The sequence below is a fragment of the Bradyrhizobium ivorense genome (assembly GCF_900696085.1).
Taxonomy (GTDB): Bacteria; Pseudomonadota; Alphaproteobacteria; order Rhizobiales; family Xanthobacteraceae; genus Bradyrhizobium; species Bradyrhizobium ivorense.
In genome coordinates, this window is the sequence record NZ_CAADFC020000029.1 from 87,615 (window position 1) to 109,067 (window position 21,453).

Annotated in this window: 23 protein-coding genes and 1 riboswitch; of the genes, 15 read left to right on the forward strand and 8 right to left on the reverse strand. The window is 64.9% G+C overall.

What is annotated here, in order from left to right; translation table 11 throughout:
• Window positions 1-3: 3 nt before the first annotated feature.
• The gene (locus tag CI41S_RS44740) at window positions 4-717 is read right to left on the reverse strand and encodes an acyltransferase family protein (protein ID WP_244626781.1); all 714 of its coding nucleotides are present in this window, start codon (window positions 715-717) and stop codon (window positions 4-6) included.
• Window positions 660-1,205 carry an acyltransferase family protein gene (locus CI41S_RS44745; RefSeq protein ID WP_244626782.1) on the reverse strand — a complete coding sequence of 182 codons (546 nt, stop codon included), beginning with the start codon at window positions 1,203-1,205 and terminating at the stop codon, window positions 660-662. The genes CI41S_RS44740 and CI41S_RS44745 overlap by 58 nt, the downstream gene beginning before the upstream one ends.
• Window positions 1,206-1,455: 250 nt before the next feature.
• Here CI41S_RS44745 and CI41S_RS35360 point away from each other — a divergent pair, with 250 nt between their 5' ends.
• From CI41S_RS35360 to CI41S_RS35370, 3 genes are all read left to right on the forward strand, one after another.
• The gene (locus CI41S_RS35360; RefSeq protein ID WP_139863635.1) at window positions 1,456-2,145 is read left to right on the forward strand and encodes a L,D-transpeptidase; all 690 of its coding nucleotides are present in this window, start codon (window positions 1,456-1,458) and stop codon (window positions 2,143-2,145) included.
• A 190-nt stretch (window positions 2,146-2,335) separates the two neighbouring features.
• Window positions 2,336-3,904, forward strand: a complete 1,569-nt coding sequence (locus CI41S_RS35365) for a DUF4403 family protein (RefSeq protein WP_139863636.1) — start codon at window positions 2,336-2,338, stop codon at window positions 3,902-3,904.
• Between the two features lie 128 nt (window positions 3,905-4,032).
• Window positions 4,033-5,244, forward strand: coding sequence for an ABC transporter substrate-binding protein (locus CI41S_RS35370; RefSeq protein ID WP_139863637.1), 1,212 nt, complete (start codon window positions 4,033-4,035; stop codon window positions 5,242-5,244).
• Between the two features lie 108 nt (window positions 5,245-5,352).
• Here the strand turns inward: CI41S_RS35370 and CI41S_RS35375 are convergent, their stop codons facing one another.
• Complete coding sequence (locus CI41S_RS35375; protein WP_139480027.1) at window positions 5,353-5,568, reverse strand: dodecin family protein; 216 nt, start codon at window positions 5,566-5,568, stop codon at window positions 5,353-5,355.
• Window positions 5,569-5,743: 175 nt separating this feature from the next.
• Window positions 5,744-6,031 carry a hypothetical protein gene (locus CI41S_RS35380; protein ID WP_139863638.1) on the reverse strand — a complete coding sequence of 96 codons (288 nt, stop codon included), beginning with the start codon at window positions 6,029-6,031 and terminating at the stop codon, window positions 5,744-5,746.
• 440 nt (window positions 6,032-6,471) lie between these two features.
• Between CI41S_RS35380 and CI41S_RS35385 the strand changes: the two genes are divergently transcribed.
• On the forward strand, window positions 6,472-7,779 hold the full coding sequence (locus tag CI41S_RS35385) for an MFS transporter (protein WP_139863639.1): 1,308 nt from the start codon (window positions 6,472-6,474) through the stop codon (window positions 7,777-7,779).
• A gap of 42 nt (window positions 7,780-7,821) precedes the next feature.
• Window positions 7,822-8,976, forward strand: a complete 1,155-nt coding sequence (locus CI41S_RS35390; RefSeq protein ID WP_139863640.1) for a mandelate racemase/muconate lactonizing enzyme family protein — start codon at window positions 7,822-7,824, stop codon at window positions 8,974-8,976.
• 83 nt (window positions 8,977-9,059) lie between these two features.
• Here CI41S_RS35390 and CI41S_RS35395 read toward each other — a convergent pair whose 3' ends face one another.
• Window positions 9,060-9,629, reverse strand: coding sequence for a PRC-barrel domain-containing protein (locus tag CI41S_RS35395; RefSeq protein WP_139863641.1), 570 nt, complete (start codon window positions 9,627-9,629; stop codon window positions 9,060-9,062).
• Window positions 9,630-9,955: 326 nt separating this feature from the next.
• On the opposite strand from CI41S_RS35395, the gene CI41S_RS35400 reads away from it, so the two are divergent.
• Entirely contained in the window at window positions 9,956-11,362 is a 1,407-nt protein-coding gene (locus tag CI41S_RS35400) for a glycerophosphodiester phosphodiesterase family protein (protein WP_244626783.1), read from the forward strand.
• Window positions 11,363-11,462: 100 nt separating this feature from the next.
• On the opposite strand, the gene CI41S_RS35405 is transcribed toward CI41S_RS35400, so the two are convergent.
• Window positions 11,463-11,840 carry a PRC-barrel domain-containing protein gene (locus CI41S_RS35405; RefSeq protein ID WP_139479452.1) on the reverse strand — a complete coding sequence of 126 codons (378 nt, stop codon included), beginning with the start codon at window positions 11,838-11,840 and terminating at the stop codon, window positions 11,463-11,465.
• A gap of 279 nt (window positions 11,841-12,119) precedes the next feature.
• On the opposite strand from CI41S_RS35405, the gene CI41S_RS35410 reads away from it, so the two are divergent.
• Window positions 12,120-12,857, forward strand: a complete 738-nt coding sequence (locus tag CI41S_RS35410) for a response regulator (protein ID WP_139863642.1) — start codon at window positions 12,120-12,122, stop codon at window positions 12,855-12,857.
• 2 nt (window positions 12,858-12,859) lie between these two features.
• On the forward strand, window positions 12,860-14,224 hold the full coding sequence (locus CI41S_RS35415; protein WP_139863643.1) for an ATP-binding protein: 1,365 nt from the start codon (window positions 12,860-12,862) through the stop codon (window positions 14,222-14,224).
• Window positions 14,225-14,268: 44 nt separating this feature from the next.
• On the opposite strand, the gene CI41S_RS35420 is transcribed toward CI41S_RS35415, so the two are convergent.
• The gene (locus CI41S_RS35420) at window positions 14,269-14,478 is read right to left on the reverse strand and encodes a hypothetical protein (protein ID WP_139863644.1); all 210 of its coding nucleotides are present in this window, start codon (window positions 14,476-14,478) and stop codon (window positions 14,269-14,271) included.
• A gap of 310 nt (window positions 14,479-14,788) precedes the next feature.
• Between CI41S_RS35420 and CI41S_RS35425 the strand changes: the two genes are divergently transcribed.
• The 7 genes from CI41S_RS35425 (at window position 14,789) to CI41S_RS35455 (ending at window position 21,064) form a co-directional block, all read left to right on the forward strand.
• Window positions 14,789-15,325: a lytic transglycosylase domain-containing protein gene (locus CI41S_RS35425; protein ID WP_139863645.1), complete on the forward strand. Its 537-nt coding sequence runs from the start codon at window positions 14,789-14,791 to the stop codon at window positions 15,323-15,325.
• 165 nt (window positions 15,326-15,490) lie between these two features.
• A riboswitch (TPP riboswitch) is annotated at window positions 15,491-15,633 on the forward strand.
• Window positions 15,621-16,634, forward strand: a complete 1,014-nt coding sequence (locus CI41S_RS35430; protein WP_139863646.1) for an FAD-dependent oxidoreductase — start codon at window positions 15,621-15,623, stop codon at window positions 16,632-16,634. (Overlaps the previous riboswitch by 13 nt.)
• Window positions 16,625-16,822, forward strand: a complete 198-nt coding sequence (gene thiS / locus CI41S_RS35435; RefSeq protein WP_139479446.1) for a sulfur carrier protein ThiS — start codon at window positions 16,625-16,627, stop codon at window positions 16,820-16,822. The genes CI41S_RS35430 and thiS overlap by 10 nt, the downstream gene beginning before the upstream one ends.
• 178 nt (window positions 16,823-17,000) lie before the next feature.
• Window positions 17,001-17,783 (forward strand): thiazole synthase, encoded by a 783-nt coding sequence (locus tag CI41S_RS35440; RefSeq protein ID WP_139863647.1) that lies wholly within the window; start codon window positions 17,001-17,003, stop codon window positions 17,781-17,783.
• On the forward strand, window positions 17,770-18,378 hold the full coding sequence (thiE, locus tag CI41S_RS35445; protein WP_139863648.1) for a thiamine phosphate synthase: 609 nt from the start codon (window positions 17,770-17,772) through the stop codon (window positions 18,376-18,378). Before CI41S_RS35440 ends, thiE begins: the two co-directional genes overlap by 14 nt.
• Before the next feature lie 168 nt (window positions 18,379-18,546).
• Complete coding sequence (gene thiC / locus CI41S_RS35450; protein ID WP_139863649.1) at window positions 18,547-20,412, forward strand: phosphomethylpyrimidine synthase ThiC; 1,866 nt, start codon at window positions 18,547-18,549, stop codon at window positions 20,410-20,412.
• Window positions 20,413-20,659: 247 nt separating this feature from the next.
• Window positions 20,660-21,064, forward strand: coding sequence for a hypothetical protein (locus CI41S_RS35455; RefSeq protein ID WP_139863650.1), 405 nt, complete (start codon window positions 20,660-20,662; stop codon window positions 21,062-21,064).
• 132 nt (window positions 21,065-21,196) lie between these two features.
• Here the strand turns inward: CI41S_RS35455 and CI41S_RS35460 are convergent, their stop codons facing one another.
• Window positions 21,197-21,421, reverse strand: a complete 225-nt coding sequence (locus CI41S_RS35460; RefSeq protein WP_139863651.1) for a hypothetical protein — start codon at window positions 21,419-21,421, stop codon at window positions 21,197-21,199.
• Window positions 21,422-21,453 lie beyond the last annotated feature (32 nt).

The window sequence follows — 21,453 nt, forward strand, 5'->3', positions numbered from 1 at the left end:
CCGTCAGGGAGCCGCGGATCGCCTGCCGGCGACGCCGCCGGCCGCAGCGCCGAGTGGCCCGTCATCGGCCGCGAGCCGTCGCGGCGCCACGAACGAGAAGCCGCTGCGCAGCTTCAGCACCGGCTTTTCGATCCAGTGCCAGGAGAACGCCGCGAACAGCGTGATCAGCACGAAGCATATCCAGAACTGCGCGAGCAACGATGTGCTCGGCAGCAGTGTCTTCACCACCTGCTGCAGCGGAAATCCATAGAGATACATCCCGCAGGAATAGTCGCCCCTTGAAAACACCGGCAGGCGGGGCAGCTTCGAGACGCCAAGGTATGCGGTGATGTAGACCAGCGCCGGGCAGAGGGTGGCGTTGAGGACAGGCTGGGTCAGCCAGTCGACCGGCCCGATGATCGCGACGGCGAGGCAGAGCAGGCAGCAGGCGGCGAGAATGCGCCAGTCGTAGGGGATGCGGTACCGGTAGGGGTAGATCGCGACCCCGAGGATGAAGGCGACCAGCAGTTTTGAGCCGCGCCCGAGGAAGATCGCCGTGCTGAAGATCTTGTCGTGCAGCGAGGCGGTGACACCGGGGGTCAGCTGCGGCGGAAGCGCGGCGTGCCCGGTGAGATCAAGCACGAGACCGATGCCGACGAGCGCGATCGCACCGAACAGGATCAGCGCCGGCTGCGCAACAGTCCGCAGGAGATCACGGCCATCATCAGCACGTAGCACATGTATTCGAACGGGATGGTCCAGAGCGAGCTGTTGACCTCCGGTGCGGGATTGCCGCTGAACACGCCGGGCAGCATGTAGTCGACCAGGCCGGCAATGTTGCCGAAGTACCGGTAGGTCCCGTAGCTGGTGAAATACTCCGACAGCGGCAGCGAGGTGAAGATCGGTCCGAGGATCAGCGCCGACAGCACGATCTCCACGGCGAGCGCGGGAATGATCCGCAAGCCGCGATTGATGACGAATTCCTTCAGGCTCAAGCGCAGGCCGCTTGCCGCGACCAGAAATCCGCCGAGCACAAAGAACACCACCAGGGCGGCATAGTGCGGAAAAAACACGTACCACGGCTCTGGGCCGTTAAGACGTCCCATCGCGATATAGGGCGCATGGGCGGCGACGACGGAAACCGCGAGCGAAATGCGGAGAAAGTCGAAGCCCGGACCGAACCCCTTCTGTCGATCCAGCATGTTGCCGATCGATTGCCGTGACATCATTTCCTCTCAACCGAGAAACAATGCGCTGGACAGCAAGGGGCGTGCCAAGGACTTCTGTCCTGTGCCGGGACACTTCCGGATCAACCCTGGATTAACTGTCCCACGAAACACGCACGAAACAATTCCCTAACGCCACGAAACCATTTTGGCAATTTCGTGCAAACGTCCGGAAACGCCCACCCTGTACTGGTTTGACCCAACGACGCGCCGAACCGGCGCGCAAGGGCGCAAACAACAGGGGTCGACAATGTTCAATTCCAGCAAGCTGAACTCGCGTCTCGCTGCCGCCGCCTTCGGTGCGCTGGCGATCGGCGCCGTGGCATTCTCCAATTCCGCCGCGGCCGCGCCGCTGCCGATGTTCCCGTTCCTGCTGACGCCGCCGACCGAGACCGCGCCGCCGCCGGTGCAGTCGATGCCGCAGGCGCAGGACGATGAGGGGTCGTTCCAGCTGCCCGCCCGCCTCCGCCGCCAGGTCGTCGCCTATCCGACCCGCGAGGCGCCCGGCACCATCATCATCGACACCCCGCACACCTATCTCTACCTCGTGCTCGGCAACGGCCAGGCGATGCGCTACGGCATCGGCATCGGCCGCGACGGCTTCACCTGGTCGGGCACCCAGACCATCACCAAGAAGGCGGAGTGGCCGGACTGGACCCCGCCGCCGGAAATGATCGCCCGCCAGCCCTATTTGCCGCGCCACATGGCCGGCGGCCCCGGCAACCCGCTCGGCGCCCGCGCCATGTATCTCGGCGGCACCATCTACCGCATCCACGGCACCAACATGCCGGAGACCATCGGCACCCGCGTCTCCTCGGGATGCCTGCGCCTGACCAATGAAGACGTTACCGATCTCTATTCGCGGGTCAGCGTCGGCACCAAGGTGATCGTGCTGCCGATGACTGACCGCCGCGCGGATCTCGGCGCGACCATCCGCTAGGCCGGACACATTCGTTCATCGACAACGGCTCCGGCTCCCCGCCGGGGCCGTTGTCGCGTCCGTTAACTGTGCGCCGCGATTTGGCGGCAGCCGCCCAACTCCGCCCCCGAACCAGCTTGATCCGGCCACACTGGCGCCCTCGTCGGCAGGCCTGTACAACCGCGTCGAGTTCATTTCATCCGGGGAAATGATGCGTCTGCCGATGCGTCCATGGACGATCCTGATCGCCGTCGTGGTGGTCGCGGTGTCGTTCCTGATCAGCCTGAAGGCCATGGACTGGTTTGCGCCGCGCGCCACGGTGCAGCAGCCCAAGCTCGTGGAGGTGCCGCCACTGCCGACGGCGCCGCGCTCCTCGACGATCGTGGCGCAGGTCTCGGTCGCGCTGTCGGCGATCCGCGATGCCGCCGAACGCGGTGCGCCGAAGACGTTTGGCGGCAAGGCACCCAATCCGGCGACGCAGATCCTGCAGAACGCCGATATCAACTGGACTGCCGGGCGCGGCCCGATCGCGCTGACCGGCGCCCAGGATGTGCTGACGCTGTCGACCCCGATCGACGGATCGCTCAAGGTCACCGGCTCGCTGTCGGCAAAGGCGAACGGGGCGGTCAACGACGCGCTCGGCAGCCTGCTCGGCGCCAACGTCGCCAAGCAGATCGGCGCGGTGAACATCAAGAACGTCAACGCCAATGCCGAGATCAAGGGCAACGTCACCCTCACATCGCGGCCGAAGCTCGGCGCCTCCTGGCGGATCGAGCCCAACCTGCAGGCGCAGGTCAATCTCGGCGACACCAGCCTGACCGCCGCCGGCGTCCGCATCAGCGTGCCCAACCAGGTCAAGCCGGTGATCGACAAGACGGTCGCCGATCAGATCGCGGCCGTCGAGGCCAAGCTGCAGAACAACCCGGCGTTCCAGAACAGCGCGCGCGCGCAATGGGTCAAGGCCTGCCGCTCGATCCCGCTGCAGGGCACTGGCGGCACCTCGTCGATGCCGCCGATGTGGCTCGAGCTGCGGCCGACCCGCGCGATCGCGGCGCAGCCCAAGGTCGATGCGTCATCGATGATCCTCACCATGGGGATCGAGGCCGAGACCAGGATCACCGAGACCCAGACCAATCCGAGCTGCCCGTTCCCCGACAAACTCTCGATCGTGCCGCCGATGCCGGGCAGCGTCGCAATCGGCCTGCCGGTCGACATGTCCTTCACCACACTGACCCAGCTCGTCGAGGCGCAGCTCAAGGGCAAGACCTTTCCCGAGGACGGCTCAGGTCCGGTCGACGTGACTGTCAAGCGTGCGAGCATCGCCGCCTCCGGCGACCGCCTTCTGATCTCGCTGCTGGTGCAGGCCAAGGAGAAGGCCAGTTGGTTCGGCCTCGGCGCCGAGGCGACCGTGCACATCTGGGGCCGCCCGCGGCTGGATCAGGAGGCGCAGACGCTGCGGCTGAACGATGTCGAGCTGGCGGTGGAATCCGAGGCCGCATTCGGCCTGCTCGGCGCCGCCGCGCGTGCGGCGATCCCGCGCGTGCAGCAGGCGCTGGCCGACCGGATGATCGTCGACCTCAGGCCGTTCGCGAGCAATGCGCAGCGCAAGATCGCCGCCGCCATCGCCGACCTGCAGAAGAACGAAGAGGGCCTCCGCGTCGACGCCGAGGTCACCAGCATCCGCCTCGCCGGCATCGCCTTCGATGCGAAGACCTTGCGGGTGATCGTGGAAACCGACGGCACCATCAAGGCCGCGATCACCGCGCTGCCGGCGCTGTAAGCGGCGGAACCGCCCCTCCCCGCATACCGTTGTCTGCCCACAAAGTCGGCTTTGCGACACCTTGCCGCACCGGATAGAACGGCGCCGTGGACAGCAACCCTCAACGAAAAGTCAGGGAGAGAACAACCATGAAATCGCTCTTGGCCGCAGCTGCGGCCGGCCTCGCGCTCGCGGCCTCCGGCACCGCGGCCAACGCCCAGATCTCCGACAATGTCGTCAAGATCGGCGTGCTCACCGACATGTCGAGCCTTTATGCGGACGCCACCGGCAAGGGTTCGGTTGCCGCCGTCGAGATGGCAGTCGCCGATTACGGCGGCAAGGTGAAGGGCGTGCCGGTCCAGGTGGTCTCGGCCGATCACCAGAACAAGCCCGACGTCGGCATCAACATCGCGCGCAACTGGTACGACAACGACAAGGTCGATGCGATCCTCGACGTCCCCACCTCCTCGGTCGCGCTGCCGATCTCGGCGCTGACCCGCGAGAAGAACAAGATCAACATCAATTCCGGCGGCGGCTCCTCCGACATCACCGGCACCGCCTGCTCGCCCAACACGGTGCACTGGACCTACGACACCTATGCGCTGTCGAACGTTGCCGGCAAGGCGATGGTCAAGCGCGGCGAGGACACCTGGTTCTTCGTCACCGCCGACTACGCCTTCGGCATGGCGCTGGAGCGCGACGCCGCCAATGTCGTCAAGGAGAGCGGCGGCAAGGTGCTCGGCGACGTGCGGCATCCGCTGAACTCGTCGGATTTCTCGTCGTTCCTGCTGCAGGCGCAGGCGTCGAAGGCCAAGGTCGTGGCGCTGGCCAACGCCGGCGGCGACACCACCAACGCGCTGAAGCAGGCCTCCGAGTTCGGCCTCGTGCAGGGCGGCCAGAAGATGATCGCGCTGCTGCAGGAGATCACCGACACCCACTCGCTCGGCATCAAGGCGACACAGGGCCTGATCGTCACCGACGCCTTCTACTGGGACATGAACGACGAGACTCGCGCCTTCTCGAAACGCTTCAACGAGAAGGTCGGCCACATGCCGACCATGATCCAGGCCGGGCTCTATTCGGCGACCATGCATTACCTGAAGGCGATCGAGGCCATTGGCACCGACGAAGCGCCGAAGGTGATGGTGCAGATGCGCGACACGCCGATCAACGACTTCTTCGCCAAGAACGGCCATATCCGGATCGACGGCCGCATGGTGCACGACATGTATTTGTTCGAGGTCAAGAAGCCGGAAGAGTCCAAGGGCGAATGGGACCTCTACAGGCTGATCGCCACCGTGCCCGGCGACGAGGCGTTCCGTCCGCTCGACAAGGGCGGCTGCCCGTTGGTGAAGCCGTAGCCGTCGTTGCTGTGTAGGGTGGGCACGCTTTCGCTTTGCCCACCCTACCGTTCCGTAGCCCGGATGCAGCGAAACGCAATCCGGGCTACGAGCTACGGTTGCGTGCGCTCACGAACCTTCGAACTTGAACGAAACTTTCAACTTGGCGCGGTAGGCTTCGACCTTGCCGGCGGCGTCCAGCTGCAGGTCGAGCTCGACGACCTCGGCAACGCGCAAATCGCGCAGGGTCTCTCCGGCCCTGCTGACCGCTGCTGCGGCCGCCTTTTCCCAGGAGTCCTTGCTGGTCCCGATCAGCTCGATAACCTTGTAGACGCTCTCAGCCATGTCGTCCTCCCTTTGCTGTCAGGCAGGAGGCGAGTGCTCCCGCCGCGATCAGCCTAACATCGGGACATCAGGGCTAACAGGATGCGCCGCACCATTCCGAGTGTGGCGTAGCCCGGATGGGCTACGCGCTTCGAAATGCGGCGGGCAATCGCTTGCCCGCCGAGCAGTTTGACGATTAGCGGCCGCGGTGATGGTGGCTGTAGTGCGGCACTTCGGCGATGCCAACGCCGCTCTCCTCGGCCTGCAGACGCTGCAGCACCTGCGGCGGCAGCAGAACCAGCTTGGCTGCCGGCGTCGGCGCACCGCCATTGAGCACGTCCCGATAGGGATACATCGCCTGATACGCGGCCGGCTCGGAGATCGCCGCCTGGGCTGACGCCGCCGTGACGGTGATGGCCGACAGCGCCGCAGCCAGCGCGATGGCTTTGAACGTCTTTGCGACGTGGGAAATCCTGGTGGTCATGGTAACGCTCCGGCGATTTTCATCGCATACGATTAACTCGGTTACGCTTGATAGATGCCCCCGAGCGGCAGGATTTCAAGCGTTCCGATTAAATCGGATACGATTTATAAGCGTCCATGGCTTCAAATAATCGTGTCGGCGCAACGCCGTTGAGCAATTTGCAGGGCTGGCCTGACGGCGCGGCAGAACTCGCAAGGTTGAAGGCGCCGCCTGCCCGTCGCGATCACGCCCGCGCGAGCGAGGCGGCATCAGACTCCGCGATATCTCGTTTTGAGATGGCGCCATCTCAACAATTCATTATTCGCCGAACGCCCCGCCCGATAAGGCGTGTCATCCGCCTTTGGTTCAGCGATCTGTCTGCCGCTGAAGACCGCGACGCTCGAACCATCGAGACGGCGAACGATACGCCATGTGCGAACAACAACGACACGGGAGCGAGAATGTCCGACGCGGTTGCTGACAGGGCGATCAGGAAGGCTTTCGTTCGGCTGATGCCGGTGCTGTTCGTCTCCTACATCCTGGCCTATATCGATCGGGTCAATGTCGGCTTTGCGGCGCTGACGATGAACGCCGATCTCGGCATTTCGCCCTATATCTTCGGGCTTGGCGCCGGCGTGTTCTTCCTCGGCTATTTCGTCTGCGAGATCCCGAGTAATCTGGTGATGGCGAAAGTCGGTGCGCGGCGCTGGATTTCGCGCATCATGATTTCCTGGGGCGTGATCGCCGTCGCGATGGCGCTGGTGCAGGGACCTGCGAGCTTCATCGTCATCCGCTTTCTGCTTGGAGCGGCCGAGGCCGGCTTCTTCCCGGGCGTGATCCTGTACCTGACCTACTGGTTTCCGCAGCAATATCGCGCGCGCATGATCGCCGCGTTCATCGTCGCAGTGCCGGTGTCGCTCGCGCTCGGCGGACCGGTCTCGACGGCGATCCTGCAGATGGACGGGGTTGCCGGCCTGAAGGGATGGCAGTGGCTGTTCATCCTCGAAGGGTTGCCGACCATTCTGGTCGGCCTGGTCTTCCTGAAAGTGATGCCCGACCGGCCGGGCGAAGCAAAATGGCTCAGCAGCGAGGAGCGGAGTTGGCTGCAGAATGCGCTCGACAGCGAAGCGCGCGCGGTCGCCGGGGCGCATGGGCTCAGCCTGCTGCAATCGCTCGCCGACATGCGCGTGCTGGCGCTCGCATTCATCTGGTTCGCCAACACCACCGCCAATCTCGGCCTCGCATTCTTCCTGCCCCAGATCCTGAAGGGCCTCGGCCTGACCGACATGCAGACCGGGATCACGACCTCGATCCCCTACATCTTCGGCACGCTTGGCATCATCGCGTTCGGCTTCATCTCCGATCGCCACAATGAGCGCCGATGGACCCTTTGCGCGGCGCTCGCGCTCACGGCGCTCGGATTGACCGCGGCCGGCGCCCTGTCCGGATCGCTGCTCGCCGTGGCCGTCATGGCGGTTGCCGCCGTCGGCATCTACGGCGCAAAACCGCCGTTCTGGCCGCTGCCGTCGACTTTCCTTGTCGGCAACGCTGCGGCCGCCGGCATCGCGCTGATCAATGCGACCGGCAATCTCGGCGGCTTCGTCGGGCCCTATGCGATCGGCTGGATTCGCGATGCAACACACAGCTATCAGGCCGGGCTCTACCTCCTCGCCGCACTGTCGTTCGTCGCCGCGGTGCTTGTACCGGTCGTCGTCAATCCGCGTTTCCTCAAGGTCGCGACGCCGACGTCCGGACTGAAGCGGGCCTGAGCCGGCCCGATCGCACATGCCTCGCCGAAAGGAGCACTATCCATGACCATCAGCATCGCGCGCATCGAGGTGTTCCTGTTTCGCGCCGAGGTGAAGGAGCCCGTCAAGACCTCGTTCGGCAGCATTCCGAGGCGCAGGGTTCTGCTGTTGCGCGTCGAGGATACCGATGGCGCGTATGGTTGGGGCGAAATCTGGTGCAACTTCCCGCCCTACAGCGCCGACAACAAGATGCGGTTGCTCGAAACCGTGATCTGTCCCGCAGCGCTGGCTTCAACCTATCTCGATCCGTCGGACGCCTGGCACACGCTGACGGCGCGGACTCATCGCTGGGCCCTTCAAGGCGCGGAGCCCGGCCCGTTTGCGGCGTGCCTCGGCGGGCTCGACCTCGCGCTGTGGGACCTTGCTGCACGGCGCGCGGGGAAATCGCTGCGCGCCATGCTCGCCGGCACCGCCGTGCGCGATAGGGTGCCGGCCTATGCCAGCGGCCTCAATCCGGACACGGCCGCCGAGACGGTGGCGCGCTGCCGCGACGCCGGGTTTCGCGCCTTCAAGGTCAAGGTCGCGTTCGGCACCGAAACCGATACGGCTGTCGTCTCGACCATCACGCGCGATCTGCGGAGTGGCGAGCGGCTGATGGTGGATGCGAACCAGGGCTGGGATCTAGCCGAGGCCCGGCGCGCGGTGGCGAGGCTCGGCGCATTCGGCCTTGGCTGGATTGAGGAGCCACTGGCGGCGGACCGGCCCGCAGCCGAATGGGCCGAGTTGGCGCTGCTGTCGCCAGTGCCGCTGGCAGGTGGCGAGAACGTCATGGGTTACGAAGCCTTCGCGGGTCTGATCGCGAACGGCTATCACGGTGTAGTTCAGCCTGACATGTTGAAATGGGGTGGCGTCACCGGTGCCTATGCGGTCGGCCGGCGCGCGGTGCAGACGGGACGGTCCTACTGCCCGCATTGGCTCGGCAGCGGCGTCGGCCTGCTTGCAGCGGCCCAAGTGCTTGCAGGGGTGGGCGGTCCCGGCCTGCTCGAGCACGATGTGATGGAGAATCCCCTGCGTGAGGCGCTGGCGCAGCCCTTCCCCCGCGTCCGGGATGGTCTCTTCCCGCTGCCTGACGGACCAGGATTGGGGGCGGAGCCCGACCTCGCGGCTGCGGCCGACTGGCTTGTCACACGGCAGGAATACGGCGCGCCGCGATCTTAGAGGCAAGGCGCGCGAAGTCATTGCGCAGAAAACGCGCCCGGCGGTACCGGGCGCGTTTGGCTTTCACGGAACGCGATTGCGCGTTACTCAGTCGAATACTTGAACTCGGGCATTGCCTTCAGCTCGTCCTTGGTCGCGTTGAAGACGGCGTGATCGGGATACCAGGGGTTCGGCTTCGACGCCGTTGCCGGGGCCGCGCCGGTGGTCGTCGACGTCTTGCTGGTGCCGCCGGCACCGCCGGGGCTGCCGGTGTTCGACGCGCTGGACCCGGTGTAGGCGACCGGTTCGGTCGAGAACTTCACCTTGTCGATCGGCACGGCGACCAGATGCTCGCCGACGCCAAGGAAGCCGCCGACGCCGATCACCACCGCCTTGATGGCCCCGCCCTTGTCCATCAAGAGATCGTTGATCGAGCCGACGCTCTCGTTCTTGTCGTTGTACACGCTGAGACCGACGACCTTGGATGCGCGCCAGTCGCCCTTATACGAGGTCGATGAGACGGCTGTCGTGCTCGCCGGAGGCGATGTGGTGCTCGCGGCCGGAGGCGACATCTCGTTCTTGTCGCTCTTGGTGTCGGTCGGCGTCTGCGCGAACGCAACGGTTGCAAGCAGCGCAGTGCCGGCGACGCCGGCCATGATAGATCTGACTAACATGTTGGCTCTCCTCAGTTCGCAAAATCGATACATGGAGAACCCGTAATCTTGGCAAGCGTTCCTACGGGAACCTGCTATCAAAGGCCACTCCAGCACGGAGGAACGCTTCGACGCGACGCAACAGCCTTCGCGGAAGCGAAGCCGCCGACGACTCAACTAACGGCCGTAGCCCTCAAGCGTTGCATCCATCGCCGACCGCGTTGTGTAAATTCGGCCTGTCCCGTTTTTTGCCCGCCCGGCCCGCCTGACAGTCATCGGACTGTCAGAGAACTGCGACATGAGGAACAGGAGGTAACAGGTGCTGCGTTGGAGATGGAGGGCTGGCTATGATGCACACTGGTTCGCTGCGGAAACTACGCGTTGGCGCGATGCTGCTCGCGACCGCGGCTTTGGCGGTCCTCCCCGCCTCGATGGCGTCAGCGCAAGCCGGCTCGGCACCGGCCGGCGCAAAACCGTTCCTGACCCTCGATGGCAAGCAGCCCTTGGTCATCGGGCATCGCGGCGTGCCGGGGCTGGTGCCTGAAGAGACCGAGGCCTCGTATGATCTGGCCGCGGCGCTGGGCACCGATTCACTCGAAGAGGACCTGCACCTGACCAAGGATTGCGTCCTGGTGGCGCGTCACAATCCGTGGCTGGGCGACAATACCAACATTGCCGAGGTGGCGAAGACCAACCCTGTGGTTGCGGCCCGCAAGCGCACGACACCGGGCGTCCGCGTCAAGGTGAAATGGCCGCAAACTCCCACCAGCGGACCGGCTGACTATCCCACCGATCTCGTCGATCCGGCCGACCCCAAATCGGTGCTGAAGGCGCTGATCGTCGACGGCGAAGACCGCACCAATGACTGGTCGATCACCGATTTCACCATGGCCGAGCTGAAGGAGTGGATCGCCGGCACCACCTATGATGCGGCCAATGAACGGCCGAAGGTGTTCAACGGCAAGCTGCCGGTTATCAGTTTCCAGGACGTCATCGACATCGCCAAGGCCAAGAGCAAGGAGACCGGACGCAGCATCTCGGTCTATCCGGAGACCAAGAACCCAACCTGGAATAATGCCCAGGCGATCGCCAATGGCTGCGGCGCGCCTGGCAGCCGCCCGCTCGAGGATGCCCTGATCAAGATCATCAAGGACAACGGCCTCAACGCCAAGGACGCGCCCATCATCGTCCAGAGCTTCGAGCCCGGCAGCCTGAAATACATGCGCAGCCAGGGCCTTCAGACGCGGCAGGTCCAGCTCATCGACGGCAACGGCGTCGACTTCAAGACCGGCAAGGTGCTGCTCAACAACATCACCACCTCACGTCCGTACGACTGGACGATTGCGGGCGACCCGCGCCAGTACGATGCGATGCTGACGCCCGAGGGTCTGGCGGAGATCAAGACCTATGCCGACGGCATCGGTCCGTGGAAGGCCTATATCGTCCCCTACAAGATTTTGCCGTGGAAGGACAGCAACGCCGACGGCACGCCCTACAAGGGATCGACACCGGAGGCCACGACGCAGGAGGCAACCAGCGTCATCGCCGACGCGCATAAGCTCGGCCTGTTCGTGCATGTCTTCACGTTCCGCAACGAGAAGAAGTACCTCGCTGCCGACTATCGCGCCGATCCCGGCCTGGAGTATCTGAAGTTCTTCCGTCTCGGCGTCGATGGCGTCTTTACCGACTTCACGCACACCGGCGTTGCCGCCCGCGCCGCCTATCTGCGCGAGCTTGGCTGGCGAGGCGACTAGAGCATGATCCGTGTGAAGCGTTTTCCGAAAAGATCATGCTCAAACAAAGGGCTAAAGGGCGATGACGATTCGACCCGATCTCATCGCGCTTTAGGCTGAATCAGAAGCCGCCCCAATAGGGCGGTACGCCGTAGAAGCGATGCAACTCGGCTTCCTGCGAACGGTCGCCCCAATCGAAATCCTTGTCGGCGCGGAACGACGGCGCGCGCTTCAGCTCGTCATCCTCTATGTCGAGCTCGTAGGCCTCGAACTTCGGGTTGTAGTGCAGCTTGCCCCACGGCAGCGGAATCAGGTTGGTTCCGATGCCGAGGAAGCCGCCGAAGCTGAGTACGGCGTACGACACCTTGCCGGAAATCTTGTCGATCATCAGCCGCTCGATATGGCCGATCATGTCGCCGTTGGGCCGCCGCACCGCGGTCCCCTCGACGCGATCGCTTGCAATGAGTTGATGCGGTCTGGTCTGGACCTCGACAGCCATCTCACCCTCCACAGCCTGAAAAACAGTCAACGCCTCGCCGGGCATGCGGGTTCCGCCGGGATACGACAGCCGCCCTTCCCCTTTGCCCTCTGGGCCACCGAGGCGGCGTGCAGATTGGGCCAGTTCTTTCGCCATTTCAATGCACTACGCTTGATGACAGAACGCTAACTTTTCACGCTGGCGGCGACCTGCTACCTCCGGATGCCGGGCAAGATTTCAGACATACACTGAAACAAAATTCCTCAGCCGCTTTCCCCGAATCACGGACAAAAGATCGGTATGACCCAGGCCACGCCCAACATCCTTGTCGTTGAGGACGATCGCGAGACGCGGACCCTCATCGCAAAATATCTCCGCACCAATTCCTGTCACGTCACCACCGCCTCCGACGGCCGCGAAATGGCCAAGGCCATGACCGACCACCGGATCGACCTCCTGGTGCTCGACGTCATGCTGCCAGGCGAGGACGGCCTCAGCCTGTGCCGCAAGGTGCGCGCAGAATCGCAGACGCCGATCATCATGCTGACCGCGCGCGGTGAGGACGTCGACCGCATCCTCGGCCTCGAGATGGGCGCCGACGACTATCTGGCAAAGCCGTTCAACCCGCGCGAGCTGCTGGCGCGGATCAACGCGGTGCTGCGCCGCCAGGTCGCCGCGCGCAACGCCAGCGCGATCGAGGGCGCCACCGTGCTGACCTTCCTCGGCTGGAAGATCGACATCCGCCTGCGCGAGCTGCGCAACCCCGAGGGCGCCCGCGTCGCGATGACCAGCGCCGAGTTCGACCTGCTGCGCACCTTCTGCGAGCGGCCCGGCCGCGTGCTGTCGCGCGACAGCTTGCTCGATCTGACCCAGGGCCGCAGCTCCGGCTCGTTCGAGCGCTCGATCGACGTGCTGGTCAGCCGCATCCGCCGCAAGATCGAGCCCGACCCGCAGGAGGCCACCATGATCAAGACGGTGCGCTCCGGCGGCTACGTGTTCACGCCGAGGGTGGAGGCCGTTCCCACCGCGAGCAACTGACCATGAAGCTGCTGAGTGTGCTGAGTCTGCGGAGGATCGGCGCACAGATGGCGGCGCTGGTGGTGGTATCGATCGTCGCGCTGCATCTGATCATCACCGCAATCTTTCTGATCCACCGCCCGGACCAGCCCGAACCGCCGGATCGCTGGCACAACCAGCTTGCAGCCGCCACGCAGCTCCTGGGACGCGCCCCGGTGTCGGAGCGGCCGCGGCTCGCAGCCGACATCACGCGCGCCTTCCCGCAGCTGGCGATGAGCGACCTGCCGGACGAGACCGTCCCGATGACCGATCCCGATACGCAGAGCCTGCACGCGCTGCGCCGGCTCGGCGCCGGCTATCGCGTCTTCCTGCTGCCGCGCGACGCCGGCGTCACGCCGCATGAGGGCGAAGTCCGCCGCGTCGCGATCCGCCTGCCCGACGGCGACATGATCGCCGCCAACCTGATGCCGGATCTGCACCTGCGGCCGTTCTGGGGCGGACCGTGGATGATGACGGTGCTGTTCGCCGTCATCTGCGTCACCCTGCTCAGCCTGTGGGCGGCATGGGCGCTGACCGCGCCGCTGTCGTCCTTCGTCAAGGCCGCCGAGACCTTTAGCCTGAACGGCGCCGCGGCGCCGCTGCCGGAGCGTGGCCCGGAGGAGATCCGCTCGCTCGCCAAGGCACTGAACCGGATGCGCGAGCGCATCACCGCGCTGATCGACGACCGCACCAAGATGCTGGCTGCGATCAGCCACGATCTGCGCACGCCGATCACGCGGATGCGGCTGCGCGCCGAATTCATCGAGGACGAGACCCATCGCCTGCGCATGCTGCGCGATCTCGACCAGATGCGCTCGATGCTGGAATCGGTGCTGTCGTTCCTGCGCAACGACCGCAAGCTCGAGGACATGACGCTGGTCGACATCGCAAGCACGCTGCACCTCGTCACCGACCAGTTCGCCGACATGGGCCACAAGGTGACCTATGATGGCCCGCAGCACGCGATGGCGACCGCGCGGCCCGCCGACCTGCATCGCAGCATCACCAATCTGGTGGAGAACGCGGTCCGCTTCGGCGGCGATGTCGCGGTCCGTCTCGCCGTTACGCGCGACCTGCTCACCATCGACATCGAGGACGATGGCCCGGGTATTTCGGATGCGCACAAGGCGAGCGTGCTGGAGCCGTTCGTGCGCGGCGACCAGGCGCGCAACATGGACGAGGCCGAGGGCTTTGGCCTTGGACTGTCGATCGCCAATGCAATCGTGCTCGCGCATGGCGGCACGCTGTCGCTGCACGACCGCAAGCCGCACGGGCTCGTGGTCCGCATCCAACTGCCGGCACGCCAGCAGCCGCAGCTCGACCAGCCGCCGCAGAAATCCGCGGCCTGATCAGGCGATCGAGTTCGGGCGAGCAGTGTTCGGATGTGTTGCGTTCACGCGGCGAGCGGGGTGAGCTGCTCGTCGTCGTAGATCGCGATGGCCTCGAAACGGTAATTGCAGGCGCGGCAATTCCACAGATAGGACGTGCGGCCTTCGCCATGCTCCACCCAGTCCGGGCGGGAAATCGGTTTGCCGCATTGTGCGCAGGGATTTTCGCGAGGTGTGTAACCAAAATCCGGACGGGCAAAATCCTGACGAGCCATGGCGCATCTCCCGAACAGCGTTTCTTATCGGCTTTTGGAATAGACAGTTGTGCTGACTGACTGAACTGGCACCGCTGCCGGCAGGCAGTGTAGACCTCTGTTGATTCATTTGCACGACAAACCGTTGTTTGCGGCGTGCGGAAAAATCGATCCTGTCAATTTGAATTTTTCTCGTCGTGTTCGCAGCAGCGAGAACGATGCATGCAGTGGCATCAATTCGTGACGCGGGTTTTGCCACATTCCTGCCTGCTCGCCGTACCAATGAAGCCGCAGGAACTGATGCGCGTTCAATGGCCCCGATCGACCCGACATGAAGACCTTTCAAACCTTTCTTCAGACCCTTGGCTGCCTCGCCGTGATCGCGGCCCTGGTGCCGTGGGCAACTGCGAGCGCGCAATCGCGCGCGCAGTATGAGGCGATGGTCGCGGCGGAAGCGCAGGCCAATCTGGTGCCGGAAGCGCTGGTGCATCGCGTCATCGTGCGTGAGAGCAAGTATCAGCCAAAGCTGATCGGACGCGGCGGCACCATCGGGCTGATGCAGATCAAGCTCGGCACCGCTCGCGGCCTCGGCTACACCGGCACCGCCGAAGGCCTGCGCGACCCCGGCACCAACCTCAAATACGGCATCAAATACCTCGCCGGCGCCTACCGCGCTGCCAACGGCGATCACGATCGAGCCGTGCGTTACTTCGCGGGCGGGTATTACTACGTCGCAAAGCGCCAGCGCAGCGAGCACCTGAAAGAGGCGAAGCATGTCGGCACGCGTGCACCGCCAAAGGCGTTCGTCGGGTCGGAGCAGGTGACAGCCGAGACCGCCGAGGCGAAGCCGGAACAGGCTTCAAAATAAGGCCGATCGCGCCGCGGCCGCCCGGCAGCACCCGGTCGTCTTCGATCACCTGCTACCACACAAGCGATCCGAATCCAGCCACGCGCCCGCGGCGAAGAGCGCGGTCGGGTTCCTTGTCAGTTCCTGGCATACACGTTGACACGCCCGCTCATCCGCCTACATTAGAGCCGTTCCGAGGGGTGCTCCGAGGAGGAGCTGAGATACCGCAAGCTTGGACCCCGCCCAATGGCGGAAAAGTCCGGGACCGCGGTGACCCTTTGAACCTGATCCGGGTCATGCCGGCGAAGGGACAGGGATGTACCAGACGTCAAGACCGCGGGGGGATTCCCCCGTTTCCATCATCGGCGCAGGCATAGCCGGCGCCTGGCATGCGCTGTTGCTCGCAGAGGCCGGACGAGCGGTTACCCTGCACGAGCGCAGTGACGCCACCATGACGGAATCCACAAGCCATTGGGCCGGCGGCATGCTGGCGCCATGGTGCGAGGCCGAGGCCGCCGAGCCCGTGATCTCCCGCCTCGGCATCCGCTCGCTGGATCTGTGGCGACAGCATTTTCCGAAAACGCCGTTCAACGGCTCGCTGGTGGTGGCGCATCCGCGCGACCGCAGCGATTTCGAACGCTTCGCCCGGATGACCAGCGGCCACCAGAGGCTGGATGCAGAGGGCGTGCGCGCGCTCGAGCCATCGCTCGAGGGCCGCTTCCGCGATGCGCTGTTCTATCCTGACGAGGGCCATGTCGAGCCGCGCCGCGTGCTGCCCGAACTGCATACCGCGATCGAGCGCGCCGGCGGCACCATCAAGTTCGGCAGCGATGCCGAGGCCGGCGATCTCGACGGCCTTGTGATCGACTGCCGCGGCCTTTCCGCGCGCGACCGCGAGTCGAGCCTGCGCGGCGTCAAGGGCGAGATGGTCATCATCGAGACCGCGGAGGTTACGCTGTCGCGCCCGGTGCGGCTGATCCATCCGCGCTGGCCGCTCTATGTGATCCCGCGCGGCGACGGCCGCTTCATGCTCGGCGCGACCTCGATCGAGGCCGAGGACACTGGCGTCAGCGTGCGCTCGGCGCTGGAACTTTTGGGCGCAGCCTATGTCGTGCATCCGGCGTTTGCCGAGGCACGTATCGTCGAATTCGGCGCCGGGCTGCGGCCTGCTTTCCCGGACAATCTGCCGAAAATCAGGATCGAGCAGGAACGCATCACGGTGAACGGACTCTACCGTCATGGCTTCCTGCTGGCGCCGGCGCTGGCCGAGCTAACGCTCGCCTATCTCGCGCGCGGCGAAATCGACAACGAGGTGATGCAATGCGCGTGATCGTCAACGGCGAGCAGCGCGAGATCGCGGCAGGCAGCGTCGGCGCCCTGCTCGCCGAGCTCGACTATGAGGGCACGCATTTCGCGATCGCGCTGAATTACGATGTGGTGCCGAAGAGCCGCTGGGCCGAGACCCCGCTGAAAGCCGGCGACGAGATCGAGATCATCACGCCGCGGCAGGGAGGGTGATGGTGAGGACTGCGCACGTTCCGCACACTCCGCTCTCATCGCCCGGCCTGTGCGCATGGCGCACATGGACCGGGCGATCCAGTACGCCGCGGCCTCTCGGGTCAACTACAGGCGCCCCGGCGTACTGGATCCCCGCTTTCGCGGGGATGACGACCTCATTTGGGGAGACACCTCCGACATGGTGAACTTCTACGGCAAATCCTTCGCCTCTCGTCTGCTGATCGGCACGGCGCTGTACCCCTCGCCCGCGATCATGCAAGCGGCGATCCGAGCCTCCGGCGCCAGCATCGTCACGGTGTCGCTGCGGCGCGAGGCGGCGGGCGGCAAGACCGGCGATGCGTTCTGGTCGCTGATCCGCGAGCTCGGCGTCACCGTGCTGCCCAACACCGCCGGCTGTCGCAGCGTCAAGGAAGCCGTCACCACGGCGAAGCTGGCGCGCGAATTGTTCGACACGCCCTGGATCAAGCTCGAAGTGATCGCCGACAACGACACGCTGCAGCCCGACGTGGTCGGCCTGGTCGAAGCGGCCTCTATCCTGATCAAGGACGGCTTTGAGGTGTTCCCCTATTGCACCGAGGATTTTTCGGTGGCCGCGCGGCTGGTCGACGCCGGCTGCAAGGTGGTGATGCCGTGGGCCGCGCCGATCGGCAGCGCCAAGGGCATCATCAACCGCGACGCCTTGAGGTTGCTGCGCGACCGGCTGCCCGACATCACGCTGGTGGTCGATGCCGGCATTGGCGCGCCGTCGCATGCGGCGGAGGCGCTCGAGCTCGGCTACGACGCCGTGCTGCTCAACACCGCCGTCGCGAAAGCCGCCGATCCGGTCGCGATGGCAAACGCCTTCCGCCTCGGCGTCGAGGCCGGCCGCACCGCCTACGAAGCCGGGCTGATGGAAGCCCGCGACTTCGCCTCCCCCTCCACCCCTGTCGTTGGGACACCGTTCTGGCATGCCGTATCCTGATCGCTTTTATCCCGTCGTCGACAGCATCAAATGGGTCGAGCGACTGACAAAACTCGGCGTCGGCACCATCCAGCTGCGCGCCAAGGAGCTCGACGACGGCGCCGCGCTGCAGATCGTCAGCGACGCACTGGCGGTGACCAAGGGGACATCGACAAAACTCGTGGTCAATGATTACTGGCGCGCGGCGATCGTCGCCGGCGCCGAACATCTGCATCTCGGCCAGGAAGACCTTGCCGACGCCGACCTCGCCGAGATCCGCAAGGCCAAGCTGACGCTCGGCATCTCCACCCATGACGATGCCGAGCTCGCCACGGCGCTCGCCGCGAAGCCCGACTACGTCGCGCTCGGCCCGATTTTCTTCACCACGCTGAAGTCGATGCGGTTCGAGCCGCAGGGCATCCCGAAGATCACCGAATGGAAGCAGCGCATCAGCGCCATCCCCCTTGTCGCGATCGGCGGCATCAAGTTCGAGCACGCGGCCGAGATCTTTGCCGCCGGCGCCGACTCGATCGCCGTCGTCTCCGACGTCACCCAGAACGCCGACCCCGACGCGCGGGTGCGGCAATGGCTCGGCCTCGAAGCGGAGGCCGCGTGATGCACGGCATCGCACACTACTCATCCCGTCACCCTGAGGTGGCCGCTTCTTCAGCGGCCCTCGAAGGGTCGACGGCCCGGCTCGTCGACCCTTCGAGGCGCGCAAGTGCGCGCACCTCAGGGTGACGAGAACAACCATCGCTCAAGAGATTAAAACGGAGGATCCCTCATGAACATCCGCTCCAACCCCGACAACACCCGTCCCGCCGTCACGACAGGCTCGCTGCCCGCCTCACGAAAAATCTTTGCGACGCCGGAGGCCGCGCCCGACCTGCGGGTGCCGCTGCGCGAGATTATTCTTTCGGAAGGCGCCGGCGAGCCGAACCTGCCGGTCTATGACACCTCGGGTCCGTACACCGATCCCGCCGTCACGATCGACGTCAATGCCGGCCTGCCGCGCAATCGGCTGGCCTGGGTCAAGGAGCGCGGCGGCGTCGAGGAATATCAGGGCCGCGACATCAAGCCGGAGGACAACGGCAATGTCGGCGCGGCGCACGCCGCCAAGGCCTTCACCGCGCACCACAAGCCACTGCGCGGCCTCGACGGCCACAAGATCACCCAGCTCGAATTCGCCCGCGCCGGCATCATCACCAAGGAGATGATCTACGTCGCCGAGCGCGAGAATCTCGGCCGCAAGCAGCAGCTCGAGCGCGCCGAGGCCGCGCTCGCCGACGGCGAGAGTTTTGGCGCCTCGGTGCCGGCCTTCATCACGCCGGAGTTCGTGCGCTCCGAGATCGCGCGCGGCCGCGCCATCATCCCCTCCAACATCAACCATGCCGAGCTCGAGCCGATGATCATCGGCCGCAACTTCCTCACAAAAATCAACGCCAATATCGGCAACTCGGCGGTGACCTCGTCGGTCGAGGAAGAGGTCGACAAGATGGTGTGGGCGATCCGCTGGGGCGCCGACACCGTGATGGACCTCTCGACCGGGCGGAACATCCACACCACCCGCGAATGGATCTTGCGTAACTCGCCGGTGCCGATCGGCACCGTGCCGATCTACCAGGCGCTGGAGAAATGCGACGGCGATCCGGTCAAGCTGACCTGGGAGCTCTACAAGGACACGCTGATCGAGCAGTGCGAACAGGGCGTCGACTACTTTACGATCCACGCCGGCGTGCGCCTGCCCTACATCCATCTCACCGCCAACCGCGTCACCGGCATCGTGTCGCGCGGCGGCTCGATCATGGCGAAGTGGTGCCTCGCGCATCACAAGGAAAGCTTCCTCTACACGCACTTTGACGAAATCTGCGATCTCATGCGCAAGTATGACGTCTCGTTCTCGCTCGGCGACGGTCTGCGTCCCGGCTCGATCGCGGACGCCAACGACCGCGCGCAGTTCGCCGAGCTCGAGACCCTCGGCGAACTGACCAAGATCGCGTGGGACAAGGGCTGCCAGGTCATGATCGAGGGCCCCGGCCACGTGCCGATGCACAAGATCAAGATCAACATGGACAAGCAGCTCAAGGAATGCGGCGAGGCGCCGTTCTACACCCTCGGGCCGCTGACCACCGACATCGCGCCGGGCTACGACCACATCACCTCGGGCATCGGCGCGGCGATGATCGGCTGGTTCGGCTGCGCCATGCTCTGCTACGTCACGCCGAAGGAGCATCTGGGTCTCCCGGATCGCAATGACGTCAAGACCGGCGTCATCACCTACAAGATCGCGGCCCACGCCGCCGATCTCGCCAAGGGCCACCCGGCCGCGCAGCTGCGCGACGACGCACTGTCGCGCGCCCGCTTCGACTTCCGCTGGCAGGACCAGTTCAACCTCGGCCTCGATCCCGACACCGCAAAGAATTTCCACGACGAGACGCTGCCGAAGGAAGCCCACAAGGTCGCGCATTTCTGCTCGATGTGCGGCCCAAAATTCTGCTCGATGAAGATCACCCAAGACGTCCGCGACTACGCGGCGACGTTGAACGACAAGGAACAGGGCATGGCGCAGATGAGCGCCAAGTTCAGGGAGATGGGCGAGAACGTGTATCTCGATGCGGACAAGGTGAAGGAGAGCAACCGGGTTTTCTGACCCTCACCGCTCGTCATGCCCGGGCAACAGCGCGAAGCGCGTCTTCGCGCTAGACGACCCGGGCATCCATCGCAAAGCGAAAGGCCGGGCGAGAGCCCGGCCTTTTTGCGCAATAAAGTAGCCGGATGAGCGACGTGTCCGCCATAGCTCGAAGAGCGACGGCGGAAGCGATATCCGGGGTTTCTCTCGGCCCCGCATCTCGCTACGCTCACGCGGGCTACAGACCGCTCACTCGGCAGAGACCGCCATGACCGACAATCTCACCGGCGTCTGGGACGGCAGCTACGTTCAACCTGATACCGGCGTGGTCACGTTTCTGGCCACCCTGATCGAGTCCGGCGGCGCGCTCGGCGGCAGCATCACCGAACCCTGTATGATGCCCGCTTGTCCGCTGACCACCCACAACGCATCGGTTACCGGCCATCGCTCCGGCAGCGCGGTCGCCTTCGTCAAGCGCTACGAGCCGCCGGGCTACGGCTACGACACCGTGCATTACGAAGGCGCGGTCAACGCCGAGGCGACCGAGATCGACGGCCACTGGAAGATCCCCGGCACACAGTTCTCGGGCACGTTTCTGATGATCCGCGCCAGCCGGCCGGCGGAGCAGGTGGCAGGCGAAGAACGGACCAAGGAGCCGGTGCGCAACCGGTAGGGCGGATCAGCGAAGCGTAATCCGCCGTTTTTCCAATGCGACTAGATCGGTGGGTTGCCGCGTCGCTAACCAATCCTACGATCCTGGAATCAGCAAACTGGGCTCGGCTCGCTTGCCGTGGCATGACCGGTTCTATGCCGCCACTTCCGCTTGGCGAATGTCACGTTGCGCTTTGAATGCAGCGATGAACACCTCGAGGCCAACCGGGGTCAAACCGTTCTCGCTGATGAGACCCAACCGCATCAGGTTGATTGTCTCGTTCATGCTGTCACCATGCAACGACCCGCCGCCGAACAGCTTGATGATAATTCGCTGCTCCCGGCGCGTCATGTTATTCCAGAGCGTCAGAGCGGACACCCATGCCTCGTGCGAATCGCTGAATGACACTT